Source organism: Streptomyces sp. NPDC005774 (assembly GCF_042871645.1).
In the GTDB taxonomy this organism is placed as follows: domain Bacteria; phylum Actinomycetota; class Actinomycetes; order Streptomycetales; family Streptomycetaceae; genus Streptomyces; species Streptomyces pratens.
On record NZ_JBIAIV010000050.1, the window covers coordinates 1 to 18152 of the forward strand.

The window sequence follows — 18152 nt, forward strand, 5'->3', positions numbered from 1 at the left end:
CAGTTGCGCTCGCGTCATGCACTACGGACTACCTGATCCGCCCCCGATGAGGGGACGGAACTCGCAGATTGATCGCAACCGGATACAGGCCCTAGGAGACCCCCGTCATGACCGAGCCCACGCCGGCCCCGGCCGCACCGACCCGGACCAGCCCGACCCGTACCGCCCCGCCCACCGGCACCCGCGCCACCGTGGAGGAACTGCTGCGCCGGATCGGCCACGGCGACCCGGACCGCATCGCCGAGCTGTACGCCGACCCCTGCGACTGGCGACTCGACTGGCCGGACGATGAGCACGGCAGCACCGCGACCCCCTGGATCCGCCACCGGGCCACCCGCGCCGACGCTGCCGCCCACTACCGGGAACTGGCCGCCCACCACGTGTCCGACGCGGCCGCCACCGAGATCGAGCGCATTCTGGTCGACGGCGACGACGCGGTGGTGTTCGGTGAGATCCGGCAGACCGCCCGGCCCACCGGACGCCCCTACCGTGCCCGCTTCGCCCTGCTGCTCACCGTGCGGGACGGCCTGGTCGTCCGCCACCACGTCCACGAGGACAGCCTCTCCGTGCACCGCGCCTTCGTACCGCGGCCGCCGGCCGGGTCGTAGGCTTTCCGGGGGACCGAACAGGCCCCCAAGCCCTTCCTCCACGTCGCCGTCTGCGCCGCCGGTGCCGCCGCGGACGTCAGCAAGCTGATCACTGCCGTGCAGGAGCGGGGCTGGGAGGCCGGCGTCATCGCGACACCCGTCGCCACGAACGGGTTCTTCGACGCCCTCGCGGTCCGCGCGCAGACCGGCAGGCCGATCATTCCCCAAGCTCTCGACTCCTCCCCACCCTCGACTCCGCTCGAGCGGGGGACCCCCATGAGCAGGGGGCCCCAATCGCCTGGCGCACCCCCGGCGGACCGCGCCCTTTCCCGGAACCCGACGCGGTGGTGGTCGCGCCCGCCACCTTCAGCACCGTCAACAAATGGGCGGCCGGAATCACCGACACCCTCGCGCTGGGCACCCTGCGCGAGGGTGTGGGGCTCGGCGTGCCGATCGCCGTCCTGCCGTGTGGCGGCGCCGCCCTGGCCGCCCCCCCGCCTACCGGGACAGCCTGGAGCGGCTCACCGCCATGGGCGTCCGCTTCGGTGCCCCGTACGCCGGGGAGACGGCGCCGGACGGCGGACGGCCCGAGTTCCGCCGGGAACGGGCCCTGGACCTCGTACGGCCACGATGAGCGCGACCGGCGCCGAGTGATCCCGGGCGCACCCGTACACCCCGGACAGGAAGACCCGCACACGCTCACCCGGAAACGGAGGGGCTGTGCGGCGCGCGTCCGCATCGCCTTTTCGGACACCGGCCGTCGAATCGGATCATTGGGCGCGTGAATTAAGTGGCTCGAATCCCATCGACACGTTGTCAAAGTACGGCATCCGCACAGGGAATGCGGGAAACCGCGGCATCTCTTGTTCCAAGTCGTTGGCCTGTGCAAAAGTGGGTCTCGCCGGCACGCGGGCAATACCTTTTGTCCTGGCGTGCACGAGGCCGCTCCAGTGCGCCACCCAGGCTCCCAAAGAGCTGCTCCGGGCGGATGTTCGAGATGCCGAATCGCCCACGGGCGGGCTCCCGCTGTATTGTCGGCGAGGCCCCGGGTCCGCTGGTTCGGACTTTATCCCGCGCGCCCCGAGAGGACTGCACCCGTGAAGGACACCGGCCTGTCGAATTTCCCGGCCCCGGCCGCCGCGTTCGACGTGACGGACGAACAACTGGGTGACGAGTTGCGGAAGTGGACGGGGGCCACCCCGGCACTGCACCCCGTCGGTGAACTCCTGGACCGGCACTGGGGGTCGGTCTTCGGCTATGCCCGGCTGTGCACCGACGGCCCCCGTTCCGCCGGGATGCTCACCACCGCCGCGTTCACCCGGCTCTTCGGCGAGACCCTGCGGCGCAACGGCCCGAGCTCCGCATGGCGCCCCCAACTCCTCGTCACGGTACGTCGGATCGCCGCCGAATGGGACGGCGACCACCGGCGCGACATGCTCCATCCCGACCTCACCACCACCGCCTCCGACGACGGCCGACAGCCGGCCGCACGGCTGCTGCCACCACCCGAACGGCGCCTGCTGTCGGGGGCGTTCCAGAGACTGCCGCAGTCCGCGCGCTGTCTGCTGTGGCACACCGAGGTCGAGTCCGAACCGCTCCACGTCCCCGCCGGGCTGCTCGCCCTGGACGAGGAGGGCGCCCACATCGAACTGCTCCGCGCTCAGGACCGGTTGCGCGACGAAGTCCTCCAACTCCACGGAGAACTCGCCTCCGACCAGGAGTGCCGAAGCTATCTGCGCCTGCTGGAGGTGGCCTACCGGCGCCCGGGCACCGAAATCGACCCGGACCTGCGCACCCACCTGGAGAACTGCACCCACTGCCGGCACGCGGCGGACCAACTCGCCTGCTTCACCAGTGGACTCGGTACGGCCCTGGCCGAGGCTGTCCTGGGCTGGAGCGCACGGGAATACACGGAGAGCAGGGCGCGGGCGGCCGACGTCACCGACGAGTCGGCCGCCGAGGAGCGGCCGTCGCCCGAGGGCGTCATCGGCGCGGCGTTCTCCGGCCCCGCCGGCGGACGTCCGGACACGGTGGGCGATCCGTTCGCCGTGCCCGCGGGCGAATCCCCGGCAGCGGCGGGCGAGTCGTTCACGGACGCGGGGCCACCAGCCCCGCCCCGCCCCACCGGGGCGCCCCGCACCACGCCCACCACGCCCACCACCCCCGCGATCCCCACGGTGCCCCCGATACCGGCCACCGCCCCGGCCACGGCGGCCCCTGCCACCTCCGCGCGCACGGCTTCCCGGCCCGGTGCCCGCTCCCGGCGGCGCGCCGGGGCCTCCCGCACCGGCCCTCGCGGTGCCGTGCTCCGCGCCGGTTCCCGGGTCGCCCGGAAGGCCGCCCGCCGGGCCGCGCGTCGGCGCAACCTCACCGCCGGCATCCTCACCGTCAGCGGGCTGGTCGTTCTCCCGCTGGTGCTGTGGACCATGGGCGGTTCCGACGACGCCGTCGCACGGGGCGACGACCGTCCCTCCGAATCCCCCGGCGCCGCCGTGGGCAGTCCGCCCGGCGACCCGTCGTGGTTCCGCTCCGGAGAAGTGGCGAAGGGCGCCCTGCGTGGCCGGCTGCACAACACCGCCTCCGGCCTGTGCGTCGGTGTCGTCGGCGGCCGGGCGGTCGCCGGCGCCGAGACGGAACTTACCGCCTGCTCGGCGGGCAAGGTCCAGCAGTGGACGTACGAGACCGACGGGCTGCTGCGCAACGCCGCGCAGCCGGACCTGTGCCTGGACTCGCGCCTCGGCTACTCGGTGCGCCTGGCCCGGTGCACCGGCGAGGCACACAAGGACGCCGGCAGCGCACGCTACGACTTCACCGTCCAGGGAACCCTGGTGCCCCGCTCCGGCCAGGACCTGGGCCTGGCACCCGCCGCGACCGACGGCTCGGGCGCCCTCGTCCTCAAGGCCCGCGACGACACGGACGCCCAGCGCTGGGCGATCGACACCTCGGAACCCGACCTCCAGGTGAAGGTCGTCACCTGGGGCCTCGTCGGGAACGGGGAAGAGAACGAGGGCGAGAAGAACGACTAGGCGGTCCGGACCGGCCGGACGCTCACAGTTCCTCCGCCAACCCCAGCTCGGCCCAGATGGTCTTGCCCTCGGTGGTGTGTCTGCTGCCCCACCGCTGGGTGAGCTGGGCGACCAGGAGCAGCCCCCGGCCACCCTCGTCCCAGGTCTTGGCGCGCCGCAGATGCGGAGCGGTGTGGCTGGCGTCGGACACCTCGCAGATCAGCGTCGACGCGTCGCAGATCAGCCGGAGCCGGATCGGTGGCGCGCCGTAGCGGATCGCGTTGGTGACCAGCTCGCTCACCACCAGCTCGACGGTGAACGACACGTCGGTCAGCTCCCACACGCCCAGCTGCTCGAGGACCTGCTTGCGGACCGGTGCGACGAGCGCCGGGTCGGCCGGGATGTCCCAGGTGGCCACCCGGGAAGACGGCAGCCCACGGGTACGGGTCAGCAGCAGCGCCACGTCGTCCGTGGCGGGACCCATGGAAAGCATGGCGTGCAGAACACGGTCGCAGGCCTCGTCGAGCACCCCGGAGGCAGCGTGGGACAGGGCCTCGCAGAGCATGCGCGGGCCCGCGTCCGTGTCCGTGCCGCTTTCCCGGCCGTCGACAAGACCGTCCGTGTAGAAACCCAGCACACTGCCCTCGGGCAGCTCCAGTTCCACGGACTCGAAGGGCAGCCCGCCCAGGCCCAGCGGCGGCCCGGACGGCATGTCCAGTATGCGGACCGACCCGTCCGGCGAGACCAGGACCGGTGGCGGATGCCCCGCCCTCGACAAGGTGCAGCGCCGTGACACCGGGTCGTACACCGCGTACAGGCAGGTCGCGCCGACCTCGCCGGGGCCGGCGTCGCCGCCCGACTCGTGCGAGAGATGCAGGACCAGGTCGTCGAGGTGGGTGAGCAGTTCGTCCGGGGCCAGGTCGATGTCGGCGAGGGTGCGGACGGCCGTATACAGCCGGCCCATCGTCGCCGACGCCTGGATGCCGTGGCCGACGACGTCCCCCACCACCATGGCCACCCGCATCCCGGACAGTGGGATCACGTCGAACCAGTCGCCGCCCACGCCGGTGTGCGCGGCCGGCAGATACCGGGAGGCGGCGTCCACCGCCGCGGTCCGGGGCAGGCCGCGGGGGAGCAGGCTGCGCTGGAGTGTGAGGGTCGTCTCGCGTTCGCGTGAGTAGCGGCGGGCGTTGTCGATGCAGACGGCCGCACGGGCGGTGATCTCCTCGGCCAGCAGTACGTCGTCGTGGGTGAAGGGCTCGGGATGCCGGAAACGGGTGAACGCCGCGACGCCGAGGGTGACACCGCGGGCCCGGAGGGGGACGGACAGGATCGAGTGGACACCGAACTCCCGCACCTGCCGGGCGTGGGCGTCGTCGACCGCGAGCCACGGATCGAGATCACCGGAGGGCACCGAGGCGACGACGCTGTGGCCGGCGATCAGTGAGTCCGCCTGGGGTGCGGCGGCCGGGTAGACGACCACCTCGCCCGGGGCGGTGACCGACTCGGGGTCGCCCGCCGTGCGGGACCGGTGGACGATCCGGCGCAACGGGACCGGCAGAGTGAGCGGATCGGTGGGGTCGGCACCCTGGTCGTGCTCGAGCAGGTCGACGCTGACGAAGTCGGCCAGCGCGGGGACACAGACCTCTGTCAGCTCCTGCGCCGTCCGGGTGACGTCGAGGGTGGTGCCGATGCGCAGACTGGCCTCGTTGACCAGTTGCAGCCGTGCCCGCGCCCGGTTCTGCTCGGTGAAGTCGTGGGCCGTCACGCAGACACCGACGATCCGGCCGGAGTCGTCGGTGAGCGGCACGATCCGGGCCAGCCAGGTCTCTTCGTGACTCTTGCCAGTGACCCGCAGGCTCGTCTGGACGTCGTGGCCCCGGCCCGTCCGCAGCACCTGGCGCATGTGCCGCTCCAGCTCCCTGTGCCGGGGACGGCCGCCGACGTCCGTGGGCGTCAGACCGCGCAGATGGGCGGCCGGCAGCCCGAGGAGCTCCGCCATCGCGTCGTTGGCACTGTGCAGGCGCAGTTCCGTGTCGAAGACGACGGTGGCGCACGCGGACTGGAGCATCGCCGCCCGGAGCAGCGGATCTCCGGCCGGACCGGTGGGCCCGGACGGCAGCGGGGTGACGGCCAGCCATGCGTCGGGCTCACCGTCCTCCGGCCGGCCGCGGTGGGCGAGCAGCCACACGGTGACGGTGCCGCCGTCCCGGTGCCGGAGCGCGAGCGTGCCGCTCCAGCGCGTGTCGGCCGACGGCCGGGGAGGCTGCGCCCCGTCGGCGAGCAGGCGGGCAGCCGGGCGGCCGACCACGTCCTCGGCCCGGTGGCCCAGCAGTTGCCGGGCGGCCTCGTTCCACCGGGTGACGGTGCCGTCGGCGGCGATGACGGCCCGAGCCGTCACCGGATCGTCGAACGGGTCGTCCGCCCTCATCGTCGCCACTCCATCGCGCACACTCACCGTGAACTGGTCGATCGCCAGAATTCCACCCTAGTGCGTCGGAGGCCGGTGTGGACCGGAACCCCGTCCGGGCCGGGGCCCCGCGGGCCGGACGGGAGGGGCGGGGAGCGGCACCCCCGGGACAGTCGCCCGGGCGGACCGATCCGGCCCCCGGTCCCGGTTCCCGTCCGGTTTCGGCCCCGGCAATCGCCTGGTGCCCGACCGGGTCGCGCCCGGTTCCCATCGGGATACCGTCCGGTACCGGTCCAGTACCGGTCCGGCACGTGTCCGGCATACGCCCGTCGTCCGCCGACGTCCGTCACCAGTCCTGTCCCGCTTGTTGACGGAGTGCCACATGGGTTACGGCGGTGTCCGTGTACGGATGGCAGCGCTTTCCTCCGTGGCCGCGACACCCTGAACATCTCCTACGTCACCGGGTACGGCGAGGCCCGCGCGCAGTGCCGGCGCAGCCGCCGGTACGCCCGCCGGCTCGACCCGGTGCTGCCTGACCCGCCCGCCGGGACCCTCGCCGTCGGATCCGACTCGAGCATCCAGGACCCCGGCGCCGGGGGTGTCGTCCTCCGGGGCGACACCCCCGGCGTACCCCTTTCGGTACCGCCCCATACCCACTCTGAACTGGTGATATTTACGATCGAGTACCCGAGCGGTACCGTGATGTCATGCCTGCTCTGAATGTGGAGTTCAGTGACCGTGAACTCGAGGACCTGCGGCAGATCGCCAAGGAACGCGGTACATCGATGAAGGCGCTGGTGAGGGAGGCGGCCGCGGCGGACATCGCCCGCCACCGGGCACTCCAGGAGGGCGCGGAGGCGTTCCGCCGGTTCTTCGCCTCGCACGCCGACGAATTCGCCGTTGCCTTCCCGGACGACGAACCGCGGGCCAGGGGCGCGGGACGGGCCGCCTGACCGATGGCATCCGTTCTGCACATCGACGTGCCCTGGCTGCTCCAGCGGCACGAGGAGGTCCTCCCGGACCAGCCCACCGTCAACGACTTCTCGGCGCTGGTCGCCGCCGTCGCCCGGCACCGCGTCGACCCGCCCCGTCTCGGCGTGGACTCGGACGCGGCCTGGCGGGCCGCCGCCCTGCTGCACACTCTCGCCCTGCTCCGTCCCCTGCCGTCGGCCAACGCCCGCTTCGCCTGTGCCACGGCGGTGGCGTACATGTTCGTCAGCGGCGTCGGCATCGACCCGCCCTACGGGGCGATCGTCGACCTCGCCCGCGATCTGATGTCCGGTACGACGGATGTCTACGGAGCCGCGGACCGGCTCCGCTCCTGGCAGATCTGACACCACCGCCGGAATGCGAGAACCGGTGAACCACGGGAAAACGCAGGTGGAAAGCCGATGCGGGCGACTCCGGACGTGGTTTTCCTTTTGACTTCCTGTCAACGAGTGGCGGTCTCCCCGGTGCCTTGTTGGCCGTGTGCCGGTTGTGCGAGAGTGAGCCACCCGTGAGGGGGTAAAATCCGGGGTCGCACGCGCGTTGATGAACCGGGTCCGCTTTCACCATCGGTGAATTCGCGCCCTCCCGCGCAACGCCGCCAAAGAGGTACGGACCACGTGGGGCTTCCCTTTTCGGCGTCAGAAATTCTGTGTCACCTGTGTGTGGGAAGGAACCATCTCAGTGCCCACCCCTCATTCCTCTCGGTCTCCTCATCCCCCTCCCGGAGGGGATCCGGGGGAGTCCGACGAGTCCCTCGCGGCACGGTTGCGAGGCCGTCCGGAGGGCGAGGCCACCCATTCCGTCGCGATGCTGACGGCACGTCACTGGCCGGCCATGCACGACTACGCGACCGTCTGCCTCGCCTCGTCGGGGCCGACCGCCGCCATGGTCACCGCGGCGGCACAGCACCGCGTCCTGAACCGGGTCGCCCTCGGCGAACCGGCCGTCGCCCTGCGCCCGGTGCTGCTGGTGGCCGTGCGGGACACGGTCCGGGAATGGGCCTCGGACGACCGGACCGCCGGTGCGCTGCCGGAGCTGCTGAAGCCGGCCGGCGGGCGCGGCATGCGCGCGGCCAGGACGATGACGCCGGAGAACCGTACGCTCGCCCAGCGCTCGTTCCGGGCCCTGCCCGCCCTCGCCCGCTGCGTGCTCTGGCACGTCGAGGTCGAGGCCGAACCCATATCCGTCCCGGCCGGTCTCCTCGGCATCGATCCCGACATCGCCTCGGGCACGCTCCAGCAGGCGCGTGACACCTTCCGCCAGGGCTGTGTCCACGCCCATCAGGAACTCGCGCCGACGAAGGACTGCCGGTTCTACAACCGGCTCCTCGACGTTCCCATCCGTCGTGGCAAAACCCTGCTCCCCGATGTCCAGCAGCACCTGGCGGAATGCCGCTACTGCCGGAACGCGGCCGAGCAGCTGAGCCATTTCGAGGGCGAGCTCGGCACGCTCATCGCCGAGGCCGTTCTCGGCTGGGGCGCCCGCCGTTACCTCGACTCGCGCCCCGGCCGGGCGACACCGGGCCCGCGCGGCGGCCGTACCACCCGCCGCGGACACCGGTCGGGCGGCAGCCGGCACCGCCTGCTGTCCCGGGTCCCCGCCCCCGCCCGCCTCACCGGCCTCGGACTCCCGGACGCCGTGCGCTCCACCAGGACCCTGCTCACCGGCCTCGGCGCCGTCTCGGCCGGTGTGCTGGTGAGCGTGCTCATCGCCGGGGGCTCCTCACCCGACGGCAGCGGCACCGACCCGACCGGCGCCACCAGCGCGGCCGGCGGCCGGGGGGTCGTACCGACCGAGTCCCCGCCGGGCGTGGCCGGACTGCCCACGGGGCCGCAGCCGGCCCTTCTGCGCAACGTCGCCTCCGACCTGTGCCTCGACACCCGGGGCGAGCCCCAGGACGGCGCCGGTACCCGGCTCACGGGCTGCTCCTCGCGGCTGAGCCAGCAGTGGACCTACGAGGAGGACGGGCTGCTGCGCAGCGTGGCCGACCCGGGCCTGTGCCTGGACGCGCACAAGGACGCCGGGGTCGTCGTCCTCGCCACCTGTGCCGACGCCGGCGAGGACCGGGCCGACGACGTGCGCTACGACCTCACCGGGCAGGGCGAGTTGCTGCCCCGCTGGGACGAACGGTTGGCGCTCACCCCGGCCGCCCCCGATGCGAACGCCGACATCGTCATCAAGGTGCGGGACCGGACCGAGAACCAGCGCTGGGTGACCGAGCCGCCGGCCTCGGCCGAGAAGGGCCTGTCGATCAGCCGCACCCGTACCCCGGCGGCACGGCACATGGAGCCGGCCGGGCCGGTCGTGTGAACGGCGCGCCGGGGCGGTGACATGAACCGCGTGCCGGGCCGGGGGAGCGGACACGGGAGTCCACCCGCCCCGGCCCGGCGCGCGGCGCCCCGGCCGGGTCAGCCGGTGCCCCGGCCGGGTCAGCCGGTGCCCTCCACGAGGTCGCCGGGCCCGATCGTGGCCGGGCCGGCATGCCCCGACAGTGCGAGGGTGAGGTCCAGCTCGGCGAGCAGACAGCGGATCACGTGCTCGACCCCCGCCTGCCCGTCGAGGCCGAGCCCGTATACGTACGGCCGTCCGACGAGTACGGCCCGGGCGCCGAGGGCGAGCGCCTTGAAGACGTCGTCGCCGGTGCGGACACCGCTGTCGAACAGCACGGTCAGCCGGTCGCCGGCGGCGGCCGCCACCCCGGGCAGCGCGTCCGCCGCCGCGACGGCCCCGGCCACCTGACGGCCGCCGTGGTTGGACACCACCACCCCGTCCATCCCGGCATCGGCCGCGAGGCGGGCGTCGTCCGGGTGCAGCACGCCCTTGAGGAGGATCGGACCGTCCCAGTTCTCCCGCAGGAACGCGAGGTCGGGCCAGGTCTTGGCGGGGTCGGAGAACATACCGACGAAATGCATCACCGCTGCGTTCGGGTCCTCGTGCACGGGCTTGGCCAGGCCGGCCAGGAAGGCGGGGTCCGAGAAGTAGTTGGCGGTGCCCACCCCGTGCAGGAACGGCAGAAAGGCCTGGTCCAGGTCACGTGGCCGCCAGGACAGCAGGGGAGTGTCCAGGGTGACCACCAAAGCCGTGAACCCGGCGGCCTTGGCCCGGCCCAGGAAACTCCGGGCGACCTCGGGGTCCTTCGGCCAGTACAGCTGGAACCAGCGCTCCGCGTCGCCCATCGCTTCCGCGACCTGTTCCATCGGCGTGCTGGACGCGGAGGACAGCACGAACGGCACTCCCTGCGCGGCGGCGGCCCGCGCGGCGGCCGGTTCGGCGTCCGGGTGCATCAGGGACAGCACCCCGACCGGCGCCAGCGCGAGCGGCGCCGGCAGCGCGCGGCCGAGCACCTCCACCGACAGATCGCGCTCGTGCACGTCCCGCAGCATGCGCGGCACGATCCGGTGGCGCGCGAGAGCCGCCCGGTTGGCGCGCGCGGTACTGCCGTCGCCCGCGCTGCCCGCCACGTAACCGACCGGACCCGGCCCGAGCCGTCGCTCGGTCAGCTCCTCCAGCCGGGTCAGGTCCGTGGGCAGCCGGGGCACGGCACCCGTCATCCCGTTCAGGTAGATCTCGTACTGGAAGTCCGCCCAGTGCTCGGCCATACGACGTTCCCGCCTCTCCTCGTCGAGCCGACTGAATCATGAACAGAAGGCGTCGCGGAACGGTCTGTCGGGAACGGAAACGGAATGTTTCAGGCCTATTGCGAAGCAGTGGGAATTCGGCCATCTGACCACTTCGCACAAGCGCCGGCCGTGCGGTTACCGGGTTCACGCCCGCACATTCCGTTACTTCACGCCACTGATTCAATACGCAATGTTACTGAAAGCGGTCCGGTCGACGTGTGTTTCCGCGGCGGACTCGGCAGACTCCCGCTCGCCGGTCCGACACCACCGAGCACGGGCCGGCCACTTGTCGAAACGAGCGGAAGGATGCACACCATGCGGAACACCGCGCGCTGGGCCACCACCATCGGCCTGACCGCCGCAGCCGTCTGCGCACCTCTGTCCGGGGCCGCGTCGGCCGTGCCGGGAAGCGAACCCTCCGCGCTCTACGCCCCGTCGGCCCTGGTGCTCACCATGGGCCACGGGGAGAGCGCCATGACCGTCACACCGAAGCGCGCGGTCACCCTGACCTGTGCCCCCGGTCCTTCCGGCACCCACCCGGCCGCGGCCGCGGCGTGCGGGGAGCTGGCCCAGGTGGACGGCGATCTGCAGGCTCTCGCGGTGAGAGACGGCGTGTTCTGCACCCAGCAGTACGACCCGGTCGTCGTCACCGTCGACGGGGTGTGGCAGGGGCAGCGGCTCTCGTACGAGCGCACCTTCGCCAACGAGTGCGTGATGAACGCCCACGGTTCGGGCGTCCTCACGTTCTGAGACCGGGACCGCACGGTTCCCGTGACCGCGTGGCGGTCGGGTACTGGGGAGTGCCGACCTCCTCGCGGAACGTGCGGCCCCGCAAGGGAGGCCGGCGGGCGGAGTGGGGCCGCCCGCCGGCCTCCGGCATGTCCGGGAACGGGTGTCCGGGGCTCGTGGCCGCGGACACCCGCCCCCGTCACGCCAGCTGACGCCGCACCAGCTCGCGCAACCGGCCGCCCGGGTCGGCGAGCAGCCGGGCCGGCGGCCCCTGCTCGACCACCTTGCCGTCCTCCATCACGACCACCCGGTCCGCGTCCATCACCGTGGACAGCCGGTGGGCGATGACGACCCGGGTCGCCCGGAGCGCCTTGGTGCTCTCGATCACCGTGCGCTGCGTCTCGTTGTCCAGGGCGCTGGTCGCCTCGTCGAAGAAGAGGATGCGCGGCCGGCGGATCAGCGCCTGGGCGATCATCAGCCGCTGCCGCTGGCCGCCGGAGACCGCGCCGCTGCCCGAGACGATGGTGTGCAGCCCCATCGGCATCCGCTCGATGTCCTCGGCGAGCCCCGCCATCTCGGCCGCCGCCATCGCCTCCTCGGGCGTGTACGGCTCGGTGCCGCAGATGACGTCCAGGAGGGAGCCGGTGAACGGCTGGGCGTGCTGGAGTACCACACCGCACTGGCGGCGCACCGCCGGCCGGTCGAGCGCGGCCAGGTCCTGACCGTCGTACAGCACACTCCCCGACAGCGGCCGGTCGAAGCCGATGAGCAGCCGCAGCAGCGTGGACTTGCCGCAGCCGCTGGGGCCGACGACCGCCACGAACTCGCCCGGCCGGACCTCGAAGGAGACGTCGTCGAGGACCAGCGGACCGTCGTCCGAGTACCGGAAGGACACCCGCCGCGCCTCGATCGCCCCGCTCAGCGGGCCCGGCCGGGTGCTGGCCGCCCGCACCTCGGGCGTCGCGTCCAGCACCGGCCGGATCTGCTCGAACAGCGGCAGCGCGGCCACCCCGGAGACGAACGCGCCGGTCAGCTGGGTGACCGAGGTCAGCACCATCGTCACCGCCGTGTTGAAGGTGAGGAACTCGGCCGCCGTCATCGAACCGCGCGCCGGCCCCGCCAGCAGCATGAACATCGCCAGCGTGCACAGCGGCAGGTAGACCGCCCCCAGCACCGCCGTCAGGTTCTTGATCCGGCCGGCCTTCTGCTGGAGCTCCCGGCTGCGGGCGAACTCGGACGCCCACGCCCCGTACGCGTAGTTCTCCGCCGCCGCCACCCGCAGCTTCGGCAGGCCGCGCAGCGTCTGGAAGGCATGGTTGTTCAGCTTGTTGGTGAGCACCACCAGGCGCCGCTGCCACCGCACCTGCCACAGCCCGAGCCCCGTGAACACCGCCGCCACCACGAGCAGCATCCCGATCGCGGCCAGCGCCATCGGCACGCTGAACCACAGCAGCAGCCCCAGGTTCATCGCGCCGACGGTGACGGACTGGGCGACCGTCGGCCCGACCCCGGCCAGCAGCCGGCGGATCGCGCTGATGCCCATGGCCGCGCTCGCCAGCTCGCCCGTCGAACGCTCGGTGAAGAACGACGTCGGCAGCCGCAGCAGCCTGTCCCACACAGCGGGCTGGAGCGTCGCCTCCACCCGGCCCTCCAGCCGCAGCAGGGTGAGGTTCTGCAGCAGCATGAAGGCGGCGGCCACCACACTGCTGAGCATCACCGCGAGACACACCTGCACGATCAGCCCGGTCTGCGCCTTCGGCACGAACTCGCCGAGCACCTTCCCGGTCGCGATGGGCACAAGGGCCCCGAGCGCCACGGTCACCAGACCGCTGAGCAGCAGCCCGGTCAGATCGCCCCGGGTGCCCGCCATGCAGAACCGCATCAGCCGCAGCGGGCCGAGCCGCCGCTCGGGCAGCGGCCGGTAGAACATCACCGCGTGCGGCTCGAACTCCGCGGCGTTGGCCTTCTCCACCGGTGTCTCGCGCCCCGTCGCGGGATGCACCGCGACATAGCCGCCGCGCCGCCACAGCAGCGCCACCGGCGCCCCGGACAGCGCCCGGTGCCCCACCAGCGGCCCGACGCCGTCCCGCCACCAGTGGCCGTCCAGCCGTACGGCACGTGTGCGCAGCCGGGACGCGAGGGCGATCCGCTCGACCGGATCGAGACGGTCGCCGCCGGTGCCCGACCGGGCCGGCTCGGCGAGCGGGATCCCGGCCGCCCGGGCGACCAGCCTGCAGGCCGCGTACGTGGCGTCCGCATCGGCCGCGGTCGTCCCCTTCGACGACCGCTTGCCGATCGAGGCGAGCAGCGTCCGGTCGGCCTGGGCGCGGACCGCCTCACCGGCCCTGATGCCCTCCGCGGTCCGCGTCTCGTGGGTGTGCTCGAGCTGCTCGATCCAGCGGTCCAGCGTGGTCATCAGCCGGTACTGCTGCTCGACCAGGCTCTGCCACAACGCGGGGTCCATCAGCAGGTCGGCCGCCGCCTCGGCCCCGTACAGCGAGCCGTACTGCACACTGCCCGGCGGCACCTGCATCCAGAACACGTCGTCGTCGCCGGGCGCGGCGGCCCGCTCGGTGGCCATCGGCGCCTGGAACAGCACCGACAGACTCCGGCCGACACCGAGGGCGAGGGCGTACTCCAGCGGGCTCGTCGTCGGTGGGACGTACTGCGGGGTCCCGTACTCGTCGTACGACCAGGTCTGGGTGCCCGCGCCCTGGTACAGCTCGCGCAGGCCGATCCGGTGCACCACGCAGTCCCGCAGCGGCCGGGCCACCAGCGTGTGGCGCGGCCCCGCTCCCGGACCGAGCAGCAGCGATCCCGCCTCCAGCCGGCCCAGATGGTGCCAGTGGCCCTGCTCCTCGGCGTCGACCGCGAACAGGTCGACCGCACCCGACACGATCAGCCACAGGGTCTGCGGCCCCGTCAGGTCCAGCCGGCCGAACCCGGCACAGTCCACCCGTGTGCCCAGCGACCCCAGCGCGCCCAGCACGAGGTCGCCCCCGTGTCCCTCCTGCACGGTCGTCGTCATCTCAGTGCTCCCTGACCAGCGCGGCGTACGCGCCACCGCGCGCCACCAGCTCCTCGTGCCGCCCGCGCTCCACGACCGTGCCGTGGTCGAGGACGACGATCTCGTCGCTGTCCCGGACCGTGCTCAGCCGGTGCGCGATCACCACACAGGCACAGCCGCGGCGGCGCAGATTGTCCATCACGACCAGTTCGGTCTCGGCGTCCAGCGCGCTGGTCACCTCGTCCAGGACCAGGATGCTCGGCCGCCGCACCAGCGCCCGCGCGATCTCCAGCCGCTGGCGCTGCCCGCCGGAGAAGTTCCGGCCGTCCTGCTCGACCCGGCTCCGGATGCCGCCCGGCCGGCGGGCGATCACGTCGTACAGGGCCGCATCCCTGAGCGCCTCCACCACGGCCTCGTCCGGGATCGACGGGTCCCACAGCGCCACGTTGTCGCGGACGGTGCCCTCGAAGAGGAACACGTCCTGGTCGACGAAGGACACGGAAGCGGCCAGCGCCCCGCGCGGAATGTCCTCGATGCGCCGGTCGTCGATCCGGATCACCCCCTCCCAGGGCTCGTACAGCCCCGAGATCAGGCGCGACACCGTCGACTTGCCGCTGCCGGAGCCGCCGACCAGCGCCACCTGCCGGCCGGGGCCGACCGTCAGGTCGAAACCGGTCAGCAGCGGCTTGTCCAGCGGGTTGTAGCCGAAGGTGATGTTCTGCAGCTCCACATGCCCGTGCAGCCGGCGCGTCGAGTCGCCGGCGCGGGCACGGTCGTGGAGCGGGTCGGCGCGGAAGTTCTCCACGTCCTTCAGCCGGGCCACGTCGGCCGCGAAGTCCTGGATGCGGCCCGCCACCCCGTTCAGCCGGGTCAGCGGCGCGGTGAACCGGACGACCAGCGCCTGGAAGGCGACCAGCAGACCGACCGTGATCGCCCCCTCGACCGCCCGCATGCCGCCGATCCACAGGATCAGCGCGCTGTTCAGGGTGGCGAGTGTCGGCGCGACCACGCCGAGCCAGGCGGTCGGCACGCCGAGCCGCTGCTGTTCCTCCAGCGTGGTGGCGTGCTGCCCGGCCCACTTGCGGAAGTAGCCGTCCTCGCCGCCGGTCGCCTTCATCGTCTCGATCAGCTGCAGACCGGTGTACGCCGTGTTGGTGAGCCGCGCGGTGTCCGCGCGCAGCTTCGCCGTACGGGTCGCGCGCAGCCGGATGACGATCCGCATCGCCAGGATGTTCAGCAGTGCCACCCCGGCCCCGACGAAGGTCAGCTGCGGGTCGTACGTGTACAGCAGCACCGCGTACAGCACGACCACCACCACGTCCACGCCGGCCGCCGAGAGGTCGCGGGACAGCGTTTCGGCCACGGCGTCGTTGGACTGCAGCCGCTGCACCAGGTCCGCCGGACTGCGCTGGCCGAAGAACGTCACCGGCAGCCGCAGCAGATGCCGCAGGAAGCGGGCGCTGGACAGGGTGGAGGAAATGATGCGGCCGCGCAGCAGGTTGGCCTGCTGGAGCCAGGTCAGCACCAGGGTGAGCAGGACGCAGGCGCCCATCGACGTGAACAGCGCGCCCAGCATGGACGTCCGGCCGCCGATCAGGAACTCGTCGATGAAGGTGCGGCTGAGCCCGGGAACCGCCGCGCCGACCGTGACCAGCAGCAGGCTCGTCAGCACCACCGCGGGCATCGTCCCCGCCGTGCCGCGCAGCCGGGCCGGCATCGCGCCGAGAACCCCTGGCTTACGGCCGCCCCGGGTGAAGTCCGGCCCGGGTTCCAGGACCAGGACGACACCGGTGAAACTGCTGTCGAACTCCTCCAGCGGCACGAAGCGGCGCCCCTTGCCGGGGTCGTTGACGAACACCCCGCGCCGGCCGAACCGGCGGCCCATGCCGTCGTAGACGACGTAGTGGTTGAACTCCCAGAACAGGATGGCCGGCGCCGCCACCTCGGCGAGCGCGGCCAGATCCATCTGCATGCCCTTGGCGGTCAGTCCGTGACTGCGGGCCGCCTTCAGTAGGTTGCTGGCGCGTGAGCCGTCCCGGGAGACACCGCAGGCGATCCGCAGCTCCTCCAGTGGAACATGGCGGCCGTAGTGGCCGAGCACCATCGCCAGTGACGCGGCCCCGCACTCCACGGCCTCCATCTGGAGCACGGTGGGCGTCCGGACGTTCTTCCCGCGTGCCTTGGGCACCTTGCGCCGGGCCGGGGCGGCCCGGCGGCGGCCGCGGGTCTCCTGCGTGGTTGTCGTCATGGCAGCAGCCAGTCGACGGGGCGTTCGTCGGACAGCCGCACGGAGCCCGAGGCCAGGGTCATCGAGGTCAGGGGGAACGGCGGACCGTCCGCCGAGGACCACGCGTAACCGCTCCGGGTGGCGGACGACTTCTCCAGTTCGACCGTGACGGCCACCGGCCTGCCCTTCTCCGTGAACTGCTCGCCCAACTGGCTGTCCCCGAGGAAGGCGGCGATCTGCCGGGCCGACTGCCCGGCGCGGTCCACCGACTTCACCCTGCCGCGCAGCACCCCGTACTCCTGGCTCGGCACCGACTGCACGGTGAGATCGACGGCCGCGCGCGCGGGGATGCCGGCCGCGCTCTCGGCGGGGACGTACACCGTCGCGTACAGCGGGTCGTCGAAACCGGAGACCTTCTCCACGGCGGCTACGTCCGTGCCCGTGCTGATGATCTGCCCGACGTCGGCGGCGAGCGTGGTGACCCGGCCCGCGTCCAGGGCCCGGACGACCGTGTCGCCCCGCTCGGTTCGGACCTCGAGGACGGGGGAGTCGGCGGGCAGCCGCTCGCCCTGCTTCACGAGGACCGCGGTGACCTGGCCGGCCACCGGGCTCTGCAGTACGTAACTGCCCTGCCCGTGCGTCAGGACGGCGGGTGCGGTCACCGTGGAGGTCACCGATCCGGTCACCGCCCACACCGAGGCGGCGGCCATGGCGACCACGGTCACGGCGAGGACGAGCCAGCCCTGAGGCCGGGCGAAGCGCACCGGGAGGTCGAGCTTCTCGGGCGACTGGAGCTTGGCGAGGGCCTGTTGGCGGAACTGCACGGTTCTTCCCTCACCTGTGTGAACTCTGCGAAGGACGGAGACGGACTGCGAGGACCGGGACGGACCGCGAAGGGCCGCCGAGGACGGCGGGGCGTCACGGAAGCAACGCCGAGCCCCGGAGCCGGGGGCGGCTCCGGGGCTCGGCGGCACAAGGGCGCGATCAGAGACCGGCGACCAGGTTCGTGACCGGAGCGGTGTTCAGGCCGGTCACACCCTCGACGGTGCCGACGGCCGTGTCGACCAGGCCGGAGACCGGGGCGATGCCGTCCACCGCGCCCGTGAGGGTGTTCACGGTGTTCACGGACAGACCGCCGGAGACGTTGTCGAGCTCGGCGTCGGAGATCTCGACGGTCTCGACCTGGGGGGTGGAGTTCATGATGGAACTTCCCTTCGTATGGATATGTCACAAGGGGGAGCGGCCCTCCGGGGACAGAGCGAAGGCCGCGGCCGCGGGCACCGGACCCCCGTCACCGGGTGTCCGGAACGGCCCTGCGGTGCGATGGATCAAAGCACGCCCCGGCTCCGGCCCTCCACTCGGTCAAACCCCTCACCAGGCACTTTGCGGCCCCGTCACGCTCAAGAGTGCAGACCGGGAAACGGCCCGGTGGCGACTTCTTCACAGGGGTCACCGCATCACCCCCTCCTACGGGTTGCACCCCTCGAGAGGGAATCGGGCACAACGGCCCCAAAGGTACGAGTGGGGCGGCCGGCTTGTGGAGGGCTCCCGGCTCCGGTGACCGGGCTGGGCATTCG

General features: G+C 72.5%; 12 protein-coding genes and 1 pseudogene. 7 read left to right on the forward strand and 6 right to left on the reverse strand.

Annotation, left to right across the window (positions count from 1 at the left end; genetic code table 11):
* The first annotated feature begins 107 nt into the window (after positions 1-107).
* The 3 genes and pseudogenes from ACFYQA_RS31755 to ACFYQA_RS31765 all read left to right on the forward strand — a co-directional run bounded on the left by ACFYQA_RS31755 (position 108) and on the right by ACFYQA_RS31765 (position 3613).
* On the forward strand, positions 108-608 hold the full coding sequence (locus ACFYQA_RS31755) for a nuclear transport factor 2 family protein (RefSeq protein ID WP_388925273.1): 501 nt from the start codon (positions 108-110) through the stop codon (positions 606-608).
* Positions 609-620: 12 nt separating this feature from the next.
* Positions 621-1221: pseudogene (locus ACFYQA_RS31760) on the forward strand (flavoprotein); the annotation flags it as partial.
* A 463-nt stretch (positions 1222-1684) separates the two neighbouring features.
* Complete coding sequence (locus tag ACFYQA_RS31765; RefSeq protein WP_388925277.1) at positions 1685-3613, forward strand: ricin-type beta-trefoil lectin domain protein; 1929 nt, start codon at positions 1685-1687, stop codon at positions 3611-3613.
* Positions 3614-3635: 22 nt separating this feature from the next.
* Here the strand turns inward: ACFYQA_RS31765 and ACFYQA_RS31770 are convergent, their stop codons facing one another.
* Positions 3636-6023 (reverse strand): SpoIIE family protein phosphatase, encoded by a 2388-nt coding sequence (locus tag ACFYQA_RS31770; protein WP_388925280.1) that lies wholly within the window; start codon positions 6021-6023, stop codon positions 3636-3638.
* A 686-nt stretch (positions 6024-6709) separates the two neighbouring features.
* On the opposite strand from ACFYQA_RS31770, the gene ACFYQA_RS31775 reads away from it, so the two are divergent.
* The 3 genes from ACFYQA_RS31775 (at position 6710) to ACFYQA_RS31785 (ending at position 9302) form a co-directional block, all read left to right on the forward strand.
* Positions 6710-6955 carry a hypothetical protein gene (locus tag ACFYQA_RS31775; RefSeq protein ID WP_388925283.1) on the forward strand — a complete coding sequence of 82 codons (246 nt, stop codon included), beginning with the start codon at positions 6710-6712 and terminating at the stop codon, positions 6953-6955.
* Positions 6956-6958: 3 nt separating this feature from the next.
* Positions 6959-7336 carry a hypothetical protein gene (locus ACFYQA_RS31780; protein WP_055595341.1) on the forward strand — a complete coding sequence of 126 codons (378 nt, stop codon included), beginning with the start codon at positions 6959-6961 and terminating at the stop codon, positions 7334-7336.
* A 337-nt stretch (positions 7337-7673) separates the two neighbouring features.
* Positions 7674-9302: an RICIN domain-containing protein gene (locus ACFYQA_RS31785; RefSeq protein WP_388925286.1), complete on the forward strand. Its 1629-nt coding sequence runs from the start codon at positions 7674-7676 to the stop codon at positions 9300-9302.
* Between the two features lie 119 nt (positions 9303-9421).
* On the opposite strand, the gene ACFYQA_RS31790 is transcribed toward ACFYQA_RS31785, so the two are convergent.
* Complete coding sequence (locus ACFYQA_RS31790) at positions 9422-10591, reverse strand: alpha-hydroxy-acid oxidizing protein (protein ID WP_388925288.1); 1170 nt, start codon at positions 10589-10591, stop codon at positions 9422-9424.
* 336 nt (positions 10592-10927) lie between these two features.
* On the opposite strand from ACFYQA_RS31790, the gene ACFYQA_RS31795 reads away from it, so the two are divergent.
* Positions 10928-11362, forward strand: coding sequence for a subtilase-type protease inhibitor (locus tag ACFYQA_RS31795; protein ID WP_388925291.1), 435 nt, complete (start codon positions 10928-10930; stop codon positions 11360-11362).
* A gap of 178 nt (positions 11363-11540) precedes the next feature.
* Here ACFYQA_RS31795 and ACFYQA_RS31800 read toward each other — a convergent pair whose 3' ends face one another.
* The 4 genes from ACFYQA_RS31800 to ACFYQA_RS31815 all read right to left on the reverse strand — a co-directional run bounded on the left by ACFYQA_RS31800 (position 11541) and on the right by ACFYQA_RS31815 (position 17775).
* The gene (locus ACFYQA_RS31800) at positions 11541-14369 is read right to left on the reverse strand and encodes an NHLP bacteriocin export ABC transporter permease/ATPase subunit (RefSeq protein ID WP_388925294.1); all 2829 of its coding nucleotides are present in this window, start codon (positions 14367-14369) and stop codon (positions 11541-11543) included.
* A 1-nt stretch (position 14370) separates the two neighbouring features.
* Positions 14371-16596 carry an NHLP family bacteriocin export ABC transporter peptidase/permease/ATPase subunit gene (locus tag ACFYQA_RS31805; RefSeq protein ID WP_388925297.1) on the reverse strand — a complete coding sequence of 742 codons (2226 nt, stop codon included), beginning with the start codon at positions 16594-16596 and terminating at the stop codon, positions 14371-14373.
* Complete coding sequence (locus ACFYQA_RS31810; RefSeq protein ID WP_388925300.1) at positions 16593-17399, reverse strand: HlyD family efflux transporter periplasmic adaptor subunit; 807 nt, start codon at positions 17397-17399, stop codon at positions 16593-16595. Before ACFYQA_RS31810 ends, ACFYQA_RS31805 begins: the two co-directional genes overlap by 4 nt.
* 160 nt (positions 17400-17559) lie before the next feature.
* On the reverse strand, positions 17560-17775 hold the full coding sequence (locus ACFYQA_RS31815; RefSeq protein ID WP_388925303.1) for a type A2 lantipeptide: 216 nt from the start codon (positions 17773-17775) through the stop codon (positions 17560-17562).
* Positions 17776-18152: the final 377 nt, after the last annotated feature.

What these genes read in the sequence shown, in the direction of transcription:
- ACFYQA_RS31755 (WP_388925273.1), top strand. Translation starts at nt 108, where the DNA reads ATGACCGAGCCCACGCCGGCCCCGGCCGCACCGACCCGGACCAGCCCG.
- ACFYQA_RS31770 (WP_388925280.1), bottom strand. Translation starts at nt 6,023, where the DNA reads ATGAGGGCGGACGACCCGTTCGACGATCCGGTGACGGCTCGGGCCGTC.
- ACFYQA_RS31775 (WP_388925283.1), top strand. Translation starts at nt 6,710, where the DNA reads ATGCCTGCTCTGAATGTGGAGTTCAGTGACCGTGAACTCGAGGACCTG.
- ACFYQA_RS31780 (WP_055595341.1), top strand. Translation starts at nt 6,959, where the DNA reads ATGGCATCCGTTCTGCACATCGACGTGCCCTGGCTGCTCCAGCGGCAC.
- ACFYQA_RS31790 (WP_388925288.1), bottom strand. Translation starts at nt 10,591, where the DNA reads ATGGCCGAGCACTGGGCGGACTTCCAGTACGAGATCTACCTGAACGGG.
- ACFYQA_RS31795 (WP_388925291.1), top strand. Translation starts at nt 10,928, where the DNA reads ATGCGGAACACCGCGCGCTGGGCCACCACCATCGGCCTGACCGCCGCA.
- ACFYQA_RS31800 (WP_388925294.1), bottom strand. Translation starts at nt 14,369, where the DNA reads ATGACGACGACCGTGCAGGAGGGACACGGGGGCGACCTCGTGCTGGGC.
- ACFYQA_RS31805 (WP_388925297.1), bottom strand. Translation starts at nt 16,596, where the DNA reads ATGACGACAACCACGCAGGAGACCCGCGGCCGCCGCCGGGCCGCCCCG.
- ACFYQA_RS31815 (WP_388925303.1), bottom strand. Translation starts at nt 17,775, where the DNA reads ATGAACTCCACCCCCCAGGTCGAGACCGTCGAGATCTCCGACGCCGAG.